The organism is Nostoc sp. FACHB-110 (assembly GCF_014697425.1).
Lineage (GTDB): Bacteria > Cyanobacteriota > Cyanobacteriia > Cyanobacteriales > Nostocaceae > Nostoc_B.
Genome location: NZ_JACJRU010000024.1, coordinates 1 through 18,438, shown reverse-complemented (window position 1 = coordinate 18,438; position 18,438 = coordinate 1). Strand labels below are relative to the sequence as shown.

Below are 18,438 nucleotides of genomic sequence, written 5' to 3'. Positions count from 1 at the left end.
GTCTGCTATCCTATACCCATAAACTCTTACACCCTTGCAAAGCAAAGAAATCTTCAAACTTCTGCTGGGTGATATTCTTGCTGTCTTTCGACAAAAGTTTGGACGCGGTGGCGGTAGTTGCGGATGGTGTCGTCTACCCAATCGCGATCGCCACTATTTGCATACAAATGTACTAATGGCTCGCTAGCATCAGGTAAAACTAACAGCCAATTATCATCGTAGGGTTGACCAATTTTCACGCCATCGATGAGTTCCAGGTTTTGGGCTGGATGGGTTTCTACTAAGTAGCGCATTAATGCACCTTTAGCAGTCCAAGGACAGCGAATTGTTTGGGTTCTGTGAATGACGCGGGGTAATTCTGAACGTGCAGTAGCCAGCGATCGCTCTTGAATTGTTAACATTTCAATTATCTTGGCAATGCAGAACATAGAATCAAACCCCGGATGCAGTTGCGGGAAAATGAAACCAGTTTCGCCACTACCACCTAGAACCACATTAGAATTTTTTTGGCAAGCTTCCATTAAGGCGGTTGGGTTAGCTTTCGTCCGAATTACTCTGCCATCGTGGCGACGGGCGACTTGTTCCACCGCACTAGAAGCGTGAACTGGCACAACTACTGTACCTCTGGGGTTAGAGGTTAATATCATATCCACCATTAAGGCAGTTAACATTTCCCCACGAATAGCAAAACCTGATTCATCAACTAAAATTAGCTGTTCACCGTTCGCCGAAACTTGCACACCAAAATTTGCTTTGAGGGCTTCTACTACATGACCTAACTGGGTTAATAGGGCTTCGCGGTCAGCTGTAGTAACAGCGTGTTTATTTAAGCTGGCATTGAGTACCACTGCATCCGCGCCGAATTTATCCAACATTTGCGGTAAAACTGCCCCAGACACAGCATAAACATAATCAATCACGATTTTGGCGCGGCTGTTGGTGAGGGTAGAAACGTGCAGAAGTTTCTCAAAGGCTGTGCAGTAACTGTCAATAACTTGACTGGGATAAGCCACATCGCCAACTTCATGAATCAACGCCCGACGCATATCTTCTTTAAAATATGCCCCTTCAATTTTCTTTTCTTGGGCTTTGGAAATATTAATGCCTTTGGCATCCATGAATTCTATTAGGATGTAGTCGGGGCGGTCGGGATGGACTCTGACATGAATACCCCCTGCTACTGACATAATCGGAATCACCGTCCGGGCAATGGGAATAGCAGTAGCATCGAGGTTTTGAATATCAACCCCTACAGACATTAAACCGGCAATCAGCGATCGCGTCACCATCCGAGAAATGTTGCGTTGGTCTCTCGACACCGTAACTTTAGAACCAGGTTTTAATGTCGAACCATAAGCCGAACCTAAGCGCACCGCAAATTCTGGGGTAATGTCAATATTCGCCAAACCTTGCACACCACGTTGACCAAACAAGTTTCTTTGGGCAGTATTTCCCCAAATCAAATTGATGTTTAAAATCGCACCAGATTCAATTTTTTTACTCGGCCAAACCCTCACCCCAGTACTAATTTGTGCTTCTTCTCCTACCGTAGATAACGAACCGACCACAGCCGCTTCTAATACATGGGCGCGACGATCTACACGGCTACCACGCGAAATGACGCAGGCACTCAGATGCGCTTCTTCTCCCACAAATGCCCCATTCCAAACAATCGGGCGCTTCAAATTGGCATCAGCCCCAACTGTAACGTTATCACCAATTACAGTACCCGCTTCAATCTCAACTCTTGCCCCAATGCGGCAATTGTCGCCAATCATGGCAGGAGTTTCAATACTCGCCGTTGCATCAATAAAAGTATTCTGCCCTACCCAGACACCAGGCGAAATTTCTTCATAAGCAAAATCAAGTTTTACCTTACGATCTAAAGCATCATATTGCGCTTCTCGATAAGCATCTAAATGGCCGACATCACACCAATAACCTTGGGCAATATAGCCATACATCGGCTCATTTTTAGCTAAAAGTAACGGAAATAAATCTTTAGAAAAGTCAGTTTCTGTATTAGCAGGTAAATAATCTAAAACTTCGGGTTCAAGAATGTAGGTTCCTGTGTTGACTGTATCGGAAAAAATTTCGCTTGTAGATGGTTTTTCTAAAAATCGTTTAATTTTTCCTACTTCATCAGTAATGACTACTCCAAATTCAATCGGGTTAGGAACCCTAGTTAAAATCAAAGTTGCTTTTGATTTTTTTTGTTTATGAAATTCAATTGCTGCTGTTAAATCAAAATCTGTGATACTATCGCCACTAATTACTAAAAAAGTTTCATCAAGCAGTTCGGCAATATTTTTCACACAGCCTGCTGTGCCTAGCGGTTGGTCTTCTTCTACCGCGTAAGTCATTTGTACACCAAAATCACCCCCGTCTTGAAAGTAATCTCGCAAGACATCAGGTAAATAATGTAATGTAGCAATCACTTCAGTGATTTGATGCCTTTTAAGAAGATTGATAATATGTTCAGCAATGGGTCGATTGAGAATCGGAACCATCGGTTTAGGTAAATCACAAGTCAAGGGACGAAGCCTTGTCCCTGAACCGCCTGCCATCAGTACTGCCCGCATAAGTCCTCCTAAATTATTTGCAGCTTTAGCTGCTTGCAACCCCAAGAAAATATGTTTGTTTTATCTTTCTTCAGTGTCCTATAGAGTTTCTGATTTCAGGAACTTCCACAAGAGGCATCTAAATTTAGGTGTTAAGCATATTTACTCAACACATCAGCCAATTTGTCTAGAAAAAATGAAGAAATGTGTCTGAAAATCGAGTTTATTTATTATGCCAGTTTCAAAGGCTTTCCAGTTAGCAATACAAGTAAAAAACCAACCTAAAAGTATAGAATAATATATTTATATTGATTTTTATAATTAACCTAATTAATCACTATGTTATGTGAAGCTGATAAATCCCAGATGATCTAGCTGCAATGCTCGAAGCTACTTTACACTGGAATAAAAAGCTTCAGTGGTGTGGTAATTTTGCTTAAAGTTTACTTTGTCAGTGTAGATTAAGAATTGCTGAGATAATTTGACAATTCTTAACTTGAGTTAGCAGCAACCGGAGTTCATCAATATGAGTAAATTAATTGTATTGCTTTTGATAGTAGGTTATGTCGGCTTAGGTTGGAAGTTCTGGTCAGGATTTACGAGAACTAATTTTAATCCATCCTTATCTAATCGAATTACTTTATCTTTATTATGGCCTGCTTTATTTATTGCGAATGGTTCCTATCGGCGCAATTTTAAAAAAGCACTGAAAGGTTAAATACTAACGCGCGTAATTTAGCGTGAATTCTGTCTGCTGACGGATGTATTCTATTTCACTCAAATCGGAAATCGTCAAGAATGCAGATAATTCTATGGGGATGGGGTTTATTGACTCAAAAACCATAACCCCATCCCCTTTCACAGGCCAGTTTGCTCAAGCTGGAAAACAAGGCTTGTTAAAATCTAATTCAGAATGTGCATGATGTACCATTTGGATGGTACAAATGGGAAGAGCAACTCCCAGTATTACGATCAAATTGTATAATAAAACACAGCTACAGCCTAAAACGATGAAAGCATCTGCTAAGTTCGACTTTGAGGACGAGAAATTTAATGCACCGCCTTCTCAAGTCATCCCCTGGTGTCAGATGATTAATCCTCGGTATGGCAATGATGGTTTGCAGACTTATGGTTTGGCTATTAAACTAGACAATGCCAATGCTGTGGGTTTTCAGCCGGATGAAAATTGGCAGCAGGTGGAACATGAATTTAGTTCTGGTGTCGAAACGGTTTTTATCAGTACTACGCCGCGTTTAGTAATTGTGCGTCGCGGCCCTTTGTCGGTGAAAGACCGAGAAACTGGAACTAAATTGGGTACATTAAAAGAGAATTATGATGCTTTTTTAGCTGATAAACTTAAGTTTAAAACTTTTACTCGCTATTTAATTTTCTTAGTTGGAGAAAATAAAAAGTTTTTGCATGAAACGCCCTTACAACTAACTTTAAATGGTGCAGCCGGGGCTAGTTTTAGTAAAACTTATTGTGAGTTTCAACAAGGTAAAGTTGTGAGTGGTTTTGTTTACGACCTAGAAAGGGCTTATGCTGTATATCGTAAGCAACCTGTGACCCCAAAAGGGCCTTTGTTCCACGCACATGGAATTTTTGCGCCCATTATTGAGTGTGAAGAAAGAGGCATAGAACCAAATACTGTTTTGGTGGCTTCGACTGTAGATTATCAACATCCGACAGTTGGGACTTTAACACAATATTTAATTGCTTCTGATGCACCAGAATCGGCAATTATTTGTAAATATTTTGAAGAGTATAAAGAATTTGGCAAAGAACCTGTAAGAACAGAAACGAACAATAAAATGGCGATCGCAGCTGGCGTTTCGAGTTCTTATATTTACGCAGATGAAGATGATTTTGCTTATCCACCTTACTAAAGTGTGAAGTGTGAAGTATGAAGTCTGAAATTTTTAGACTTCATACTTCACTGCCTATTTTTTCAGCAGCAGATAGTATAGTGAACCATTACCGCCAGTGATACCAGCGCGATCGCCTGCTAGTCGGCCTGTTCCCATAAAATAATCTACCCGTCCTGGCCCTTTAATAGCACTGCCTGTATCTTGATCGAGTACAAAGCGGCTGACGGCGCGATTTTCTAATTTGCCACCAGCAGCAGGATAAGGAAATGAACCATTAATCAGTGCTAGTGCGCCTGGTGGCATGAGTGATTTATCGGTAGCAATCGAACGTTCTGCTGTTACCGGCACATTCAAACTACCAGTAGCTTTTCTGCCAGGAACTTCTTTAAAGAACACAAAACGTTCCCAGCGTGGCAAATAATTACTTAACTCTAAAGGATTTTGCCGGAAGAAGCTAATTAGCTTGGGCATAGTTAAGCCATCTAGGGGCAGTTTGCCATCTTTGGCTACTTCTTTACCAATACTAGTCCAAGGATAATCAGTGCCGCCTGCATAACCGACGGCTGTTGTTTTGCCATTAGTTAAGCGAATTTGAGCAGAACCTTGGATATGTACCATATATGCGTCTAAGCGATCGCGGAACCACAACAATTCCAAACCGCGCAACTGGCTTTTATCTCCCAATAAACCATCTTTGCCTTCTAAATCAATGCGTTTGGGATGGGGCTTAGTCCATTGGTCAAAATTGGGAGGGAGTCGATAAAGAGGATACTTATATATAGAAGTTCTGATCCGACTAGCTTGATAAACAGGCTCGTAATAAGCAGTAAATTTAACAGTACCCTTGCCATCGTTGCCGACAGACTTATAAAACACAAACTCCCGGCGGACGGCAGCTTGTAGTTGGGCTGCGGATCTGGAAGTGGCTACTAATTGCCGGAAACGCACCAAACTTCGACGCACGCGATCATATGTAATTCCTGGCACAGGATAATTTTGATATGCGGAGATCGCTTTATCTTTGGTCAGGTAACTCAAACTGTTGTCAATCGCCGCTAATATAGCCCGGCGATCTCCTGGTTTGCCTAGACTACCGAAAAGTTGCTCATCCCAACCCAAGCAAGTATAGCCTGGAGTACAACTATTCCCCACGTCGAATGGTTCTAGTGGTAATTGTACTTCTTGTGGTGTGCTTGGCTGGGTAGGCTGTGGCACTGGTAACGGTATTGTCACTGTAGGAATTTGAGCAAAAGCTGGCCAAATGGCGTTTACAAGGGTAATTCCCAAACTCAAAGAAGCCAAAGCAAGGGTTTTTCTCATGATTTAGTCAAATCTTTCAACACTAGAGCTAAACAGTGGTTCTACCCGGATTGCGACAATCCGAGATGGGCGTACAACCATATACTCTCCCTGAATATTCTTGATTGGGACACTAATAAAGTCATTCGATGTAGACTTAGGTACTAGTTCGCCGCTATACCATTTTTGAAATTCTTGAATAGTGGGAAACCGTACTTCTTCACGATGACCAGTTTCCAAAAGCAAGTGTACGGCGTATTCGCTTGGTGTTCTAGGCATAAGGTTAAATGTGGAAAAATTCGTTCAACCCATGTTAACCACGTCACCTCAGAATGAAAAGGGTAAGCATACGGGAGCAAGACCAGGTTTTTGGAAAGTTTTGCATTAATTACCCATGAGATATGACTCCATAAGTCTTAAATTTTATTTTCACCCTAGACGGACTTTACTTTAACTGGTTCCGCGAAAAGGTTAATAATCGTTGCACTTTAAAAATGATATGAGACTAAACAGTATAATTTTTAATTGCTAAAAAACACTTTCAATATTTTTATCTTCTCAAGTCAAAAGGAGCTTGCATAAACCTCAATAACCTACGTATTGATATATCAAGCATTTGTATTGGAGATAATTCTCATGAAACTAATTCCTGTCTTATCATCAGGTTTAATAGCCTTAAGTCCTATCGTATTTGCGCAAGCGGCTTTGGCCGATGGCTGGCCAACTAGTGTGGTAGGCAATTGGAGTGTAAATGCTAATAATAGTACTGGAACTTTAAGCATTACCACTCAAGCCACAACTGGCAATTGTAGATCAATTAGAGGTTCCATCTTTGGCAACCCGATTACAAAAGGCTTTTACTGTCCATTCAGTGGCCGCCTCCATTTCATCAGAGATGTAAATAATTCTGCGTTTCAAGTTTATAACGCCAATGTTTCGCAGAACGCAACGACACTGAGAATTGGTGGTTTATTTAGTGACTATGCGCAACCTGGAGAGTATAGTTTTTTTGGCAGTAAATAGTTGGGTGTTGCCCAATTAAATTTATCATTTTGATAGGTCTTATTAAGAAGAATTGACCTATCTTTTTTTATCCTAAAAACTCTACACTCTTCTATTTTTCTGCTATATCCCCTTTATTTTTACGTCAGAGCAGATGGTTGAATTCATGAGTCAGGAGTTATAAGTTTGATACAAATGGGTTGCAGGGGGGCAGAGAGCAGGGGGCAGGGAGAAAGAATTAAAAACCAATGTATTTGTATCAGGATTTTCGTGAAATGGTATTAACACAGAGAATAAATTTTGTCAGGTTGGCCTCATCAAACCTGAACTAATTGGTAGATGTAGATGTTTCTTCTTTTTTTACAACTCTTCTACCCCAAGGTTTGAGTACAGAAATAGCAACAATCCCTAGTATAAAAAGAGTTTGAATTACACCACCGATTAATACTCCTTTGACATCAAAGGTGTACAAGGGATTGCTCAAGGCTTGCTCCCGTTCAATATCTGAAATACTGGTAGCTGCATTTACCCAAGGCCCTAACCAAGCAGTTCCTACACCAATTAAAGTAACTGTTGCTACCCATTTAACAATGACCCAGTAGTGTTTAAAAAATCCCCAAATAGTTAGCCAACAAAGTAATCCGCCAGTTAACAACGACAAATTAGCAGAAGGAATCACGACAAAATCATCCAGTAGTTTTAAAGTTGCATTAATCGCATACAGTTCATCACCGTTTGTGGTGTGGGCATTTTTAAATGCGATTGCTACCATGCACAAAGCCGAGCCAAACCAAATACTACCAGAAGCCACATGGGCAGAAAGTAACCAGTTTTTTTGTTTGATATTAAGTTTAGGCATAAGCTGTTCAGCCGTGTACACAACTCTTACACGAATCCAGACTACAGGACAATCGCTAATAAATCAAATAGGATTGCTATATTCCAAAAGATAATTTTATGCCAAGCAATTTATTCTTATGTTGAGTTTTAATCAAAAGTATTTTTCCTGCACGCTTTTATTATTTTGCATTGAGGTTTTGATTGCTGTTTTTATTACTGATGGTTTTATCCGTCCTTTTATTGGCGATGTTTTAGTAGTTATTTTAATTTATTGTTTTGCTAGAACATTTTTTCGGGTCAACTATTACATCATTGCTTTGTTAGTATTTGCCTTTGCTTGTATGATTGAAACTCTGCAATATTTTAACTTTGTCAAAGTTTTAAGATTGGAAAGATATAAGATTTTAGCGATCGCTTTAGGAAGTACATTTGATTGGCGAGATATAATGGCTTATGCCTTAGGCACGACAATTATTATCTTTTTAGAAAACAAAACCAATATAAAAGCAAAAACTTAATCAGTCGCCTACACCCTACACCCTGTTCATCCTTGATATTCCATACCATTTGCTTCGGCATAACGGTGCAAAAAGCGCATCACTCGCTCCCAATGATCATCTTTTTCGACTTCAAATTGGCACTCGACGCGCTGTAATTCATCCCCCTCATCGCCACCAAAAATAAATTTAGTCGAAGAAGGAGTCACGTTAATTTCACCTTCTTCATCTGTTAAAAGCATGGAATTTAACGAGGGTTTGGTAAAACTGTTAAAACCTTCTAATGCTTGTAAAGTATTAAAAGTCATGGCAACAATGCGTTTACCAGAAGTTTTGCCGCGCCGCAGACTCACATTACTAAGTTCTTCATAAATGCCAGAGAAAAATTGAATTGAAGGTGTGGTAGATGTCATGAGCGAACAAAAATAGGAGACAGGTTATCTGGGTTGGTAATATTGCGGGCTAGTCAACTGTGGTGATTGATAACCGCTTGGAGGAATGATATTAACCGTACTGTTGGGTATAGCCGGATTCAGCATTGGTGATTGATAGCCAGTTATCGGCATCACCCCAGTGGTGGTATTAGGTATGGGTGAAGTGATGTTTGGGGCAGGATAAGTTGTAGTTGTCGGCACTGTGGTGTTATTGGTTGCGCTACTTTGACTCAAGTTTTGATAAACAATGCGAGAAATCGAACTGATGAGTTTTTCGGCACGAACATCATTATTAGGACGCTTGACCATCACAGAAATGATGTAGCGTTTGCCATTAGGTACATCAACTAAACCTGTATCTGCTAGCATTGTCCCAATGTCGCCTGTTTTGTGATATATTCTCGCGCCTGAGTCTAAACCTGAAGGTAATAAAGTGTCTCTTTCGGTGCGGCGCATGATGTCTAACATTAAATCACGCGATCGCATACTGACAAAATTACCTTGATTAACCATCGCCATTAAGTTACCCAGTTCTTTGGGGCTAGTGATGTTTGTGCCTTGTAAATCTGGCAGCTTATTATTAATCGCTGTGGTTGTCAAACCCCAACTGCGAAAACGTTGGTTTAATGCTTCTATGCCTCCCAAGCGCGCAATCAGCATATTAGTCGCTGTATTGTCGCTGATGGTAATCATTTTGGTCGCCACTTCTAAAGCAGTGTATTGCGTCCCCACTGGTTTAAATTGAAAATTTCCCGAACCACCAGCTACCATATCTTGCTGCATGGTTAGCATTTCATCCAGACGGATTTTACCCGCGTCTACATCTTGGAAAAAAGCTACCAGAACTGGGACTTTGATAGTGCTAGCTGCCGGAAAACTCGTAGAAGCATTAATATCTACATAACTACCATTGTCTAAATCGACCAAGAACACACCAGGAGTCATATCTGGCGTGGTTGTGGCTAATTCTTGAACAGCATTTTTTAAGGAAGTATTTTCTTGAGACAGGTATAAACCTGAAGTAGTAACAGCCTGATTAGGGGTAGCTTGTGGCTGAACTTGGCCAGCATTATTACTAGTATTAGATGACACCGAAGTAGTCGAATTGATGCGGCTAGCCGGGTCTAGCACAGACAATACTGTACCAACGATCGCGCCCATGCCCACTCCTACAATTAACAACCGCAGGATATACAACATGGTTCTGGCCATTGGCTTTAACCGCGTCTTTTTCGATACTTTTTTGGTTCTTTTGAGTTGAGGCGGTGGTTGCTTTTGGACTCGCACTGTTTTGACTTTGACAGTGCTAGGGTTAGCAGGTGCTATATTTCTTGGTGTTTTGGGGATGGGTTTGACTGCTGTGGGCATGACTAACCCTTGTCTGGGCCTGGGTACACCAGCAGATGCAGGTTGAGGCACTAGTACGGATTCTCGCACAACAGGACGCTGTTGCGGATTAGGTGCTTTAGCCTTTTTTGCTTCTACTTTTTGAACTTTACGCGATCGCTGGCGGCGGTTGACCGGTTGTCGCCGCGAGAAATCTCTTAGCTTGTCACTTGATTCTGTCACTGCTACTCCTTGTGACTCACTCAAATTTTTCTAGCAGACTCCCGACCCAAAACTTATACCATAACTTATACTACTCAGTAGCATTCGTGTGTTTAGTTTAAGTCATATTATCTATTTTGGGGTAAGAATGCGTCTATATTAATCGATGTAGCATAAGTTTTCATCATCATATGTATTTGAGTGCTGGGTGGTGAGTTTTGAATACAAAAGACTGATGCGTGATTTCTGGTAAAACTAAAAATTACTGATGGCGATGGTTAATTGCCCATTCCATTTGCCGGATGATACCGCGTAACAAGGCGATTTCCTTGGTTGTGAGTCGCGCGCGGTTATATAACTGGCGAAATTTTTCCATCCGACTTACTGCTGTATGAGGATAGATGTAACCAATATTCAACAGTAGAGATTCTAATTGTTGGTAATATTCTTCCACAAGCTCTAAAGGTGCTAATTCTGTTGGTTGGCTGGTCTGTGGTTGAGTAGTATTTGCCTGTTGAGCTAGTTCATAACAACAAATACCTACAGCACTAGCTAAATTTAAAGAAGGATAAATTTCGCTACTGGGAATACGGACAAATCGTTGGGCATAGTTGAGTTCTTCATTACTTAATCCCCGGTCTTCTCTACCAAAAATTAAAGCGGAGGATTTTTCAGGTTCTTCGAGTAACCAAGGTAAAGCTGTGCGGGGGTTCTCCATTGGAGTTTGCCAATCACGCACACGGGCGGTGGTGGCGATGGCTCGTACACATCCTTGTAAAGCGGCTGGCAGTGTGCTTTCTAATACTGCTGATTCTAAAATATCTTTGGCATGAACAGCCATTTTCATGGCTTCTGCTGATAAATGATTACATTGGGGATTGACTAATACTAAATTAGTGAGTCCAAAATTTTTCATTACCCGCGCTATTGCGCCCACATTCATCGGGCCAGCTGGTTCGACTAACACAATTTTTATCCCAGCTAATGCCATTGTTTGCCTCCTGTGTGCGTTAAATTAACTTTTTTGATAACGCATTCCTGGCAGTTGCGAAATTAAACCCATAAGTTCTAACTGTAATAGAACACTAGAAACGGAACTAGCCGGATTGCCTGTTTTATGGACAATAGCATCAAATGATAAAGTATCACAGGCGATCGCATCGATGATTTGCTGCATTTGCGGTGATAAAGTGGGCATTAACTTTTCTGGGGGTGGGGAAGTAGTCACAGCATCGAGTTTGGGGACTGCGCCTAACATCGTTAACAGTTCGTCTAATTCTCGAAAAATTAACGAAGCCCCTTGAGAAATTAACTTTAAACAGCCTTGCGACGGATAATCATCTAATCTCCCTGGTAAAGCATAAACATCTCTACCAAAATCGTTGGCGTAAGTTGCGGTAATTAACGCCCCAGATTTTAAAGGTGCTTCTATGACTAATATCGCTCGGCTTAAGCCTGCAATAATGCGATTCCGCCTGGGGAAATGCTGGCGGTCTGGTGGGGTTTTCGCTGGATACTCACTCAGCACCAATCCTGCACCTAAAATTTGATGATATAAATCTCGATTTTTGTGGGGATAGATCACATCTACACCCGTTCCCAATACAGCCAAAGTTCTTCCACCTGCTTTGATAGTGGCACTGTGAGTTTCTGTGTCGATTCCTTCTGCCATTCCCGACACAACAGTAAAACCATTTTGAGCCAAAGCTGTGCTAATTTGCCGAGTCCAGCGAATACCATACTCGGAAGGTTGACGCGTTCCTACAACCGCAACTAAGGGTTTTTGTCCCGCATTTTCTAATAAATCAATTTCACCCCGATAGTATAAAACTGGCGGTGGGCTGGGCGTTTCTAATAACAAGCGGGGATAGTCAGCATCGGCTGGTGTCCAAAAATGGGGGTTTTCTTGCTGGTGTTGACTGAGTAACTGTGCTGGATGAAGATGCGATCGCTGTTTAACTACTTTTTCTAAAGTTTGCACCCCAAAACCTTCAACTGCTGCTAATTCTGTCTTGGTAGCTTGCCAAGCCGTTGATAAGTTACCAAAATGCTGGTGCAATCTTCGCAGCAAAACCGGGCCAATCCCAGAAATTTGTGTCCAAGCTAACCAATACGCCCGTTCTTCTACCACTAGCTAAATCCTCACACCTGATGGGTTGAGTATTCCCAAATTCACAGGACTGACGCACAAAGTTTAGCTGTGGAGACTGAGATTAAGGTTGTATGTATCAATTCATGTGTAGTTCTGATTGCTGATAGGGATTTGTATGACAAATTCTGTGCCTTTCCCTAAAGTTGAAAAGCATTTCAATTGACCAGTATGTTTTTGAGTAATGATTTGATAGCTGATGCTAATTCCCATCCCTGTTCCCTTGCCAACAGGCTTGGTTGTAAAAAATGGGTTGAAAATGTTTTTTTGAATTTCTTCAGACATTCCAGGGCCATTATCAGCGATCGCAATTTCCGCCCATTCTGCATTAATCATGGATGTCCGAATTGTAATGGTCGGTGCTTTTTCTTCTAAATCATCAGTAATCGTGGATAATTCTTCTAGGGCATCGATGGCATTGGTCAAAATGTTCATAAATACCTGATTCAGATGGCTAGGATAGCATTCTATTTTTGGTAATTGTCCATAATTTTTAATAATTTGCATCTCAGGAAAATAGGGGCTAGCTTGTAGGCGGTGTTGCAAAATTACTAATGTGCTATCTATGCCTTCATGAATGTCAACTTGCTTCAATTCGGCTTCATCCATCCGTGAAAAGTTACGTAGTGATTGCACAATACTATGAATGCGTTCAGTGCCGACGTTCATAGAATTAATAATTTTAATGATATCTGTTTGTAAAAAATCTATATCAATCTCTTTTGATTTATTTTGAATTTCGGTAACAGGTTCAGGATAATAATGTTGATATAACTTGATAAAATCTAATAAATCTCTGGTGTAATTTTGGATATGATTGAGATTGCCATGAATAAAATTAACTGGGTTATTAATTTCATGAGAAACTCCGGCAACTAATTGTCCCAAACTTGACATTTTTTCTTGTTGAATGAGATGGGCTTGGGCTTGCTGGAGTTCATAAGTGCGTTCTTCGACTCTTTGTTCTAATTCTTCATTCATTTGTTGTAATTGTAAGGTGGCTGTGCGATTTTCTTGAACAGCCGAAGACAAAATTAGAGTAGCGATCGCTAGTGTTCCAACAAAAGATTGTAATAGCACCAAAGAGTGATTCACCTCGTTACCTTTAGCAAAGGAGCCAAAGCCATGCGAAGTTCCAAAGACTGCGATCGCTGCCATAATTAAAATTAGCAAAGTCGATGATTTCTGCCCTAATCTTAATGCTGACCAAATTAAGGGAAAAACCATCATATATTCTAACGGATGACCTCGCAAAAAAGTAATATTACCAATGAATAATAAGATAATTATAATTAAAATAAATTCACTAATTTTTAATAAGTGTGATTGCCAATATTCAATTAAATTATTAGCAGAAAAGTTTAAGATTTTTGGGCGAAAGTTATTGAAGATGAGGTGGTAAGTATCGTGAATTTTTAGTGGTTGTAACCAAACTAATAGTACTGGTGCAATAATTAACATCCCAGAAATATTACTGGTATACCAAGTGCGCCAAACTATTTTATAAGCATCCCAAGCAGTAATCCCAGCCCAACATTGAACTACTGTACCAATTGCCGAACTCATTATAGGATAAGGGATGAGTAAAGCCACAAATAAAATTACATCTGGCACACGGTTAAACGGATTGCGTTTTTGAATAAAATGCTTAATTAAAAATCCAGCAACTAAAGGATCTGTGGAATCTAAAAAACCAACAATCAAGCTAGCTAAAATATGATGTAAAAAAAGTGTGTGAAAAACTACAAAATCACAAAACCAAATACCAAACCAAATCCTTCGCCCACATAAAAGTAAAGCAGCTAAAAATACCCCCGTGGAAGGCCAAATGGGTGTGATGCCATTTTGAAATGTAAATGTTCCAGAGATAATAGCTAGGGCAAAATGAATCGGTAGCAAAATGATAATTACTACGAGATTGAGGCGAAAATTAGCAAAAAAATACTTTTTGATTAAATTGATGTGACTAAATAATTTTTGAGGCAGCCATTTCCAGATATTCATATCATTCACTCGTGATTGGTAGTCTGCAATTTGAACAGCCTAATTTTTTTGAAACAAACCCACGCTATTACATATCATTCCCGCAAGCTAACAAGTAATTTCAAATATTCTGGAAGATTTGATATTGGCATCTCGTGAGATTACTGAATATCCTTGAGTACCGAGAAAAGCCGGAAGCTGAATCTAAATCTCCCCTTCAATAGGAGGATTTCGCACCAGCTAGAACTGTTTGCTACTAATATGGGGAGGAGGCAAGAGGAATTATCTGGGTGTACTGATTTTTTTCCAAATCAAGTATTCTTCTATTATGAATATTTTTGTTACAACACTTATTTGTGCAAACCTGATGTAAAACTTGCGCTACTATGTCTCCTATTGCCTTTGTGCAATGTATGGCAGGCGAAGGAAACACACCAAGATGACGCAAAATAGCACAATACAGGTTGTCGAAAATTTACTGACTATTGCCGATCAATTTACACTCCAGGGTCAGGTAAGTAGTGTAACAGCATTTGGCAGTGGCAATATTAACGATACGTTCTTAGTGACGCTAGATGGAGCGAGAGAATCGCAATTTGTGTTGCAACGCATTAATACACAAGTATTTCGCCAACCGCAATTGATTATGCGAAATATGCGGATTTTTAGCGATCATGTTTATCAACGCTTGCAGCAGACACCCTTAAATCGGCGTTGGGAAGTGCCAAGGGTATTGTCAACCAAAGACTGTCAAGATTATTACATTTATACTGATGGTGCTTTTTGGCGAGCAATCAGTTTTATTCAAGGCGCAGAGTCTTTTGATACGATGCAAAATATCGCATATGCCAAAGAAATTGGTTACGCTTTGGGGATGTTTCACAATTTAATTAGTGATTTACCGCCAGAGAAACTTGCAGATACGCTGCCTGGTTTTCACATTACACCCGATTACTTGCAACATTATCAAGAAGTCTTAGCGCGAGCAAATCCACAAGTATCGCCAGAAGTCAATTATTGTTTACAGTTTGTTAGCGATCGCTTATCCTTTGCACATATCCTGGAAAATGCCAAAGCCGCAGGCAAACTACCACTGCGTTTGATGCATGGCGACCCTAAAATTAATAATGTCATGTTTGACATCCAAACGCAAAAAGCAGTGAGCGTGATTGATTTAGATACAGTCAAGCCCGGATTAATACATTATGATATTGGCGACTGTTTACGCTCTGGTTGTAATCCAGTTGGTGAAGAAACCAATCAATGGGATAGTGTTTATTTTGACACTGATTTATGTCAAGGTATTTTGCAAGGTTATGTGACAGTTGCCAAAGAATTTCTCACCGACAATGACTATGCCTATATGTATGATGGCATTCGTTTAATTACGTTTGAATTAGGATTGCGATTTTTTACCGACTATTTAGCCGGGAATGTCTATTTTAAAGTTAAGTATCCAGAACATAATTTAGCAAGAGCGATCGTGCAGTTTAAGCTGATTGAGAGTATCGAATCTCAAGCCAATCAAATTCATCAAATTATTCAAGATATGAAATGAATCAACAAATCTTTACCCTGCAAGCATTCCCTGGCGAAAACTTACCACCAAATGTGCAAATTGTAGGCAATATAACTCGCAATCAGCAGCAACTAGAGATTACTTACAAGCTGCTGGGTGATTTGTCAGAAATTGCGATCGCGACACCAACAAATCAACCAAGTCGCAAACACGAACTTTGGCAAGATACCTGCTTTGAATTTTTTGTCGGTCTCAAAAATGCCACAAGCTATTGGGAATTTAACCTTTCTCCGGCTGGGGATTGGAATATTTATCGTTTTGATCACTATCGCCAAGGAATGCAAACAGAAACTACCTTTATCGAGTTGCCATTTCATGTAGAAAAATCTGCTAGTTTTACTCTGAATTTGCAGTTAGATTTAGCTAAAATTATTCCTCCCGACCAAAAAATTGATGTGGCAATTACTAGTGTGATTAAACAACAAAATAATCAAATTACTTATTGGGCATTAGCGCATAAAGGCACTAAACCAGATTTTCATTTACGAGATAGTTTTATCATCGAGTTATGAACTCTATTCGCCAGGAAGTAAGACTGTAAAAATAGTGCCTCTGGGATAATTATCTTCGACAAAAATAGTGCCCTGATGGGCTTCAATAGCAATTTTGCAAAAAGCTAATCCTAACCCAATTTGCGAAACTTCTGGCATCAAAGTCCCGATTTCATACTTCTCAAAAATAATTTGACGTAAATCTTCTTTCACTCCAGGGCCAGAATCAGCCACTTGTAATTTAGCACCACCTGTTGGTAAACACTCGGCTGTTAACTTTACTTGCGAGTTAGAAGGGGAAAATTTAATAGCATTGTTGAGTAAATTATCTAGCACTCGCCGAAAAATCAGCGCATCTATTTTAACGATCGCATGAGATTCTGTTAATTCGCTCATGAGGGCTATTTTCTTTTGGCTAGCCATCACTTCAACATCTGTTAATGCTGATGTACAAATTGTATTTAAATTTACTTCTGAGTAGTTAAGTACCATTTTGCCTGATTCTAGTTTAGCCATAATCAGCAAACTATTAATCAACGCTTGGAGTTGTTGTCCAGCCAGCCTAATTTGCTCGACTTTCATCTGTTGTTGTTCAGATGATAAGTGAGGAAAGCGGAGAATTTCAGCAGCCAAGACAATACTAGCCAAAGGATTTCGTAGATCGTGGACAATCATATTTACCATGTCTTCTCGCAGTTTGAGTAACACTTGAAGACTGTCGTAATGCTGCTTAATCCGCAACATCGAATTGACTCTCGCTCTTAACTCCACACCGTTGAGGGGTTTACTAATAAAGTCATCTGCACCCGTACCCAGACATCGAGCTAAATCTTCTTTAGCAGTTAAGGCTGTTGCCATGATTATCGGCACTGCTTGCCATTGCGGATCAGCTTTAATCCGTTTACACACTTCCATACCATCTAAATCTGGCATCATCACATCTAGCAAAATCAAATCTGGCTGAAAACTACTGAGGCGATCTAAAGCTTGTTGACCACTCGGCGTATAGTATAGCTGGTAATTTTCCCCATCTAACAAAGCTTCTACAACATCGAAATTATCGGGTTCATCATCGATTACTAAAATAGAAGGTTGTGTATCCATCGAAATTGTCTGTTATCTTTCTAAAAGTTGTTGAATAGTGGTAACAAGCTGTTTGAGTTTGACAGGTTTGGTGAGATATTCATTAGCACCAGCCGCTAAACAAGTTTCCCTATCGCCAGGCATAGCTAAAGCTGTCAAGGCAATAATCGGCAAATGGCCAAACTCCGGCTCTCTACGGATGTGGCGAATCGCCTCTAACCCATCCATCCCTGGCATTTGAATATCCATAACAATTAAATCGGGGTGTTGAGCATGAACTTGGTCAATCGCTTGTTGACCATCGTGAGCCATAATCAAATGATATCCCCGACTTTCAAGATAACCAGACATAGTATCAATATTGGCTTGGTTATCTTCTGCTAACAAAATCACCGGGGTTTTAGGTAATCCATTGAGATTTTGCGCTGGCGAAGGAGCAGCAGTTTGCAATTTATCTATAGCGGCTTGAAGTTGTACGCGAGTAATTGGTTTCACCAAATATGCAAATGCTCCTTGGCTCAAACCTGGCTCATGCTCATCAACCACAGAAATGATAATTACGGGAATATCTTTGGTTGCAGAATTTGACTTGAACTGCTCTAGCAAATCCCAACCTGATAGATGGGGTAATTGTAAATCTAAAATAATCAGTGCCGGTTGCAGACGTAGCACTTCTTTTAAGGCTCCTTCGCCTTGGGAATAGACAATAGGCTGCATCCCGATTTCACTTAAGTAGCGCGAAATTTGTTCAGCTGCTGGCACTGAATCTTCAATAATCAATACTGGAGCATTACTTGTTTTGAAACAATAGTTAGAAAATAAAGTTGTCACTGATTGAACTGAAAAATCATCGCCAGGACAATAGGGAATGCAAACACTAAAACAACTGCCCTGGCCAACTTGACTATTAACTGAGACAGTACCACCATGCAAAGTGACAATTCGATGGACTAATGCCAAGCCTAAACCCGTGCCATTGTATTGGCGGTTCAGGCTGCTGTCAAGCTGTACAAACGGCTGAAATAACTTACCTATCGCTTCTGGGGCAATACCTATACCTGTATCGATGATGTGAAAGCAGATGTTTGCGGCCTCTAGGCGCAC

Annotated in this window: 17 protein-coding genes; 6 read left to right on the top strand and 11 right to left on the bottom strand. The window is 40.3% G+C overall.

What is annotated here, in order from left to right; all coding sequences use genetic code 11:
• Window positions 1-53: 53 nt before the first annotated feature.
• Window positions 54-2,582 (bottom strand): mannose-1-phosphate guanyltransferase, encoded by a 2,529-nt coding sequence (locus H6G69_RS20390; RefSeq protein ID WP_190690952.1) that lies wholly within the window; start codon window positions 2,580-2,582, stop codon window positions 54-56.
• Between the two features lie 505 nt (window positions 2,583-3,087).
• Between H6G69_RS20390 and H6G69_RS20385 the strand changes: the two genes are divergently transcribed.
• Together H6G69_RS20385 and H6G69_RS20380 are read left to right on the top strand one after the other, a co-directional pair.
• Window positions 3,088-3,279, top strand: coding sequence for a hypothetical protein (locus H6G69_RS20385; RefSeq protein WP_190690951.1), 192 nt, complete (start codon window positions 3,088-3,090; stop codon window positions 3,277-3,279).
• 292 nt (window positions 3,280-3,571) lie between these two features.
• The gene (locus H6G69_RS20380; protein WP_190690950.1) at window positions 3,572-4,447 is read left to right on the top strand and encodes a DUF5895 domain-containing protein; all 876 of its coding nucleotides are present in this window, start codon (window positions 3,572-3,574) and stop codon (window positions 4,445-4,447) included.
• A 54-nt stretch (window positions 4,448-4,501) separates the two neighbouring features.
• On the opposite strand, the gene H6G69_RS20375 is transcribed toward H6G69_RS20380, so the two are convergent.
• Together H6G69_RS20375 and H6G69_RS20370 are read right to left on the bottom strand one after the other, a co-directional pair.
• Window positions 4,502-5,749, bottom strand: a complete 1,248-nt coding sequence (locus H6G69_RS20375) for a murein transglycosylase A (RefSeq protein WP_190690949.1) — start codon at window positions 5,747-5,749, stop codon at window positions 4,502-4,504.
• Window positions 5,750-5,752: 3 nt separating this feature from the next.
• Window positions 5,753-6,007, bottom strand: a complete 255-nt coding sequence (locus tag H6G69_RS20370; RefSeq protein ID WP_190690948.1) for a hypothetical protein — start codon at window positions 6,005-6,007, stop codon at window positions 5,753-5,755.
• A gap of 357 nt (window positions 6,008-6,364) precedes the next feature.
• Here H6G69_RS20370 and H6G69_RS20365 point away from each other — a divergent pair, with 357 nt between their 5' ends.
• Complete coding sequence (locus H6G69_RS20365; RefSeq protein ID WP_190690947.1) at window positions 6,365-6,751, top strand: hypothetical protein; 387 nt, start codon at window positions 6,365-6,367, stop codon at window positions 6,749-6,751.
• 307 nt (window positions 6,752-7,058) lie between these two features.
• Here the strand turns inward: H6G69_RS20365 and H6G69_RS20360 are convergent, their stop codons facing one another.
• Entirely contained in the window at window positions 7,059-7,589 is a 531-nt protein-coding gene (locus tag H6G69_RS20360) for a hypothetical protein (protein ID WP_190690946.1), read from the bottom strand.
• 178 nt (window positions 7,590-7,767) lie between these two features.
• Between H6G69_RS20360 and H6G69_RS20355 the strand changes: the two genes are divergently transcribed.
• Window positions 7,768-8,088 carry a DUF2809 domain-containing protein gene (locus H6G69_RS20355; protein WP_242072126.1) on the top strand — a complete coding sequence of 107 codons (321 nt, stop codon included), beginning with the start codon at window positions 7,768-7,770 and terminating at the stop codon, window positions 8,086-8,088.
• A gap of 26 nt (window positions 8,089-8,114) precedes the next feature.
• On the opposite strand, the gene psb28 is transcribed toward H6G69_RS20355, so the two are convergent.
• From psb28 to H6G69_RS20330, 5 genes are all read right to left on the bottom strand, one after another.
• A complete protein-coding gene (psb28, locus tag H6G69_RS20350) occupies window positions 8,115-8,480 on the bottom strand; it encodes a photosystem II reaction center protein Psb28 (RefSeq protein ID WP_190690944.1) in 366 nt (121 codons plus the stop codon).
• A gap of 24 nt (window positions 8,481-8,504) precedes the next feature.
• Window positions 8,505-10,070: a serine hydrolase gene (locus H6G69_RS20345; RefSeq protein WP_190690943.1), complete on the bottom strand. Its 1,566-nt coding sequence runs from the start codon at window positions 10,068-10,070 to the stop codon at window positions 8,505-8,507.
• A gap of 241 nt (window positions 10,071-10,311) precedes the next feature.
• Window positions 10,312-11,040, bottom strand: a complete 729-nt coding sequence (locus H6G69_RS20340) for an RNA methyltransferase (protein WP_190690942.1) — start codon at window positions 11,038-11,040, stop codon at window positions 10,312-10,314.
• 24 nt (window positions 11,041-11,064) lie between these two features.
• Window positions 11,065-12,180 (bottom strand): DNA-processing protein DprA, encoded by a 1,116-nt coding sequence (gene dprA / locus H6G69_RS20335; RefSeq protein WP_190690941.1) that lies wholly within the window; start codon window positions 12,178-12,180, stop codon window positions 11,065-11,067.
• Between the two features lie 102 nt (window positions 12,181-12,282).
• Window positions 12,283-14,202, bottom strand: coding sequence for an MASE1 domain-containing protein (locus tag H6G69_RS20330; protein ID WP_190690940.1), 1,920 nt, complete (start codon window positions 14,200-14,202; stop codon window positions 12,283-12,285).
• A gap of 418 nt (window positions 14,203-14,620) precedes the next feature.
• Here H6G69_RS20330 and H6G69_RS20325 point away from each other — a divergent pair, with 418 nt between their 5' ends.
• Window positions 14,621-15,739 (top strand): phosphotransferase enzyme family protein, encoded by a 1,119-nt coding sequence (locus tag H6G69_RS20325; protein WP_190690939.1) that lies wholly within the window; start codon window positions 14,621-14,623, stop codon window positions 15,737-15,739.
• Window positions 15,736-16,272 (top strand): DOMON-like domain-containing protein, encoded by a 537-nt coding sequence (locus H6G69_RS20320; protein ID WP_190690938.1) that lies wholly within the window; start codon window positions 15,736-15,738, stop codon window positions 16,270-16,272. The genes H6G69_RS20325 and H6G69_RS20320 overlap by 4 nt, the downstream gene beginning before the upstream one ends.
• Window positions 16,273-16,275: 3 nt before the next feature.
• Here the strand turns inward: H6G69_RS20320 and H6G69_RS20315 are convergent, their stop codons facing one another.
• Both H6G69_RS20315 and H6G69_RS20310 read right to left on the bottom strand, forming a co-directional pair.
• On the bottom strand, window positions 16,276-17,355 hold the full coding sequence (locus tag H6G69_RS20315) for a response regulator (RefSeq protein WP_190690937.1): 1,080 nt from the start codon (window positions 17,353-17,355) through the stop codon (window positions 16,276-16,278).
• A 12-nt stretch (window positions 17,356-17,367) separates the two neighbouring features.
• The coding region (locus H6G69_RS20310; RefSeq protein ID WP_190690936.1) for a response regulator at window positions 17,368-18,438 on the bottom strand (1,071 nt) is incomplete at its 5' end.

Excerpts from the sequence above, each read along its gene's own strand:
- H6G69_RS20390 (WP_190690952.1), bottom strand. The coding sequence starts at position 2,582 with ATGCGGGCAGTACTGATGGCAGGCGGTTCAGGGACAAGGCTTCGTCCC.
- H6G69_RS20385 (WP_190690951.1), top strand. The coding sequence starts at position 3,088 with ATGAGTAAATTAATTGTATTGCTTTTGATAGTAGGTTATGTCGGCTTA.
- H6G69_RS20380 (WP_190690950.1), top strand. The coding sequence starts at position 3,572 with ATGAAAGCATCTGCTAAGTTCGACTTTGAGGACGAGAAATTTAATGCA.
- H6G69_RS20375 (WP_190690949.1), bottom strand. The coding sequence starts at position 5,749 with ATGAGAAAAACCCTTGCTTTGGCTTCTTTGAGTTTGGGAATTACCCTT.
- H6G69_RS20370 (WP_190690948.1), bottom strand. The coding sequence starts at position 6,007 with ATGCCTAGAACACCAAGCGAATACGCCGTACACTTGCTTTTGGAAACT.
- H6G69_RS20365 (WP_190690947.1), top strand. The coding sequence starts at position 6,365 with ATGAAACTAATTCCTGTCTTATCATCAGGTTTAATAGCCTTAAGTCCT.
- H6G69_RS20360 (WP_190690946.1), bottom strand. The coding sequence starts at position 7,589 with ATGCCTAAACTTAATATCAAACAAAAAAACTGGTTACTTTCTGCCCAT.
- psb28 (WP_190690944.1), bottom strand. The coding sequence starts at position 8,480 with ATGACATCTACCACACCTTCAATTCAATTTTTCTCTGGCATTTATGAA.
- H6G69_RS20340 (WP_190690942.1), bottom strand. The coding sequence starts at position 11,040 with ATGGCATTAGCTGGGATAAAAATTGTGTTAGTCGAACCAGCTGGCCCG.
- H6G69_RS20330 (WP_190690940.1), bottom strand. The coding sequence starts at position 14,202 with ATGAATATCTGGAAATGGCTGCCTCAAAAATTATTTAGTCACATCAAT.
- H6G69_RS20325 (WP_190690939.1), top strand. The coding sequence starts at position 14,621 with ATGACGCAAAATAGCACAATACAGGTTGTCGAAAATTTACTGACTATT.
- H6G69_RS20320 (WP_190690938.1), top strand. The coding sequence starts at position 15,736 with ATGAATCAACAAATCTTTACCCTGCAAGCATTCCCTGGCGAAAACTTA.
- H6G69_RS20315 (WP_190690937.1), bottom strand. The coding sequence starts at position 17,355 with ATGGATACACAACCTTCTATTTTAGTAATCGATGATGAACCCGATAAT.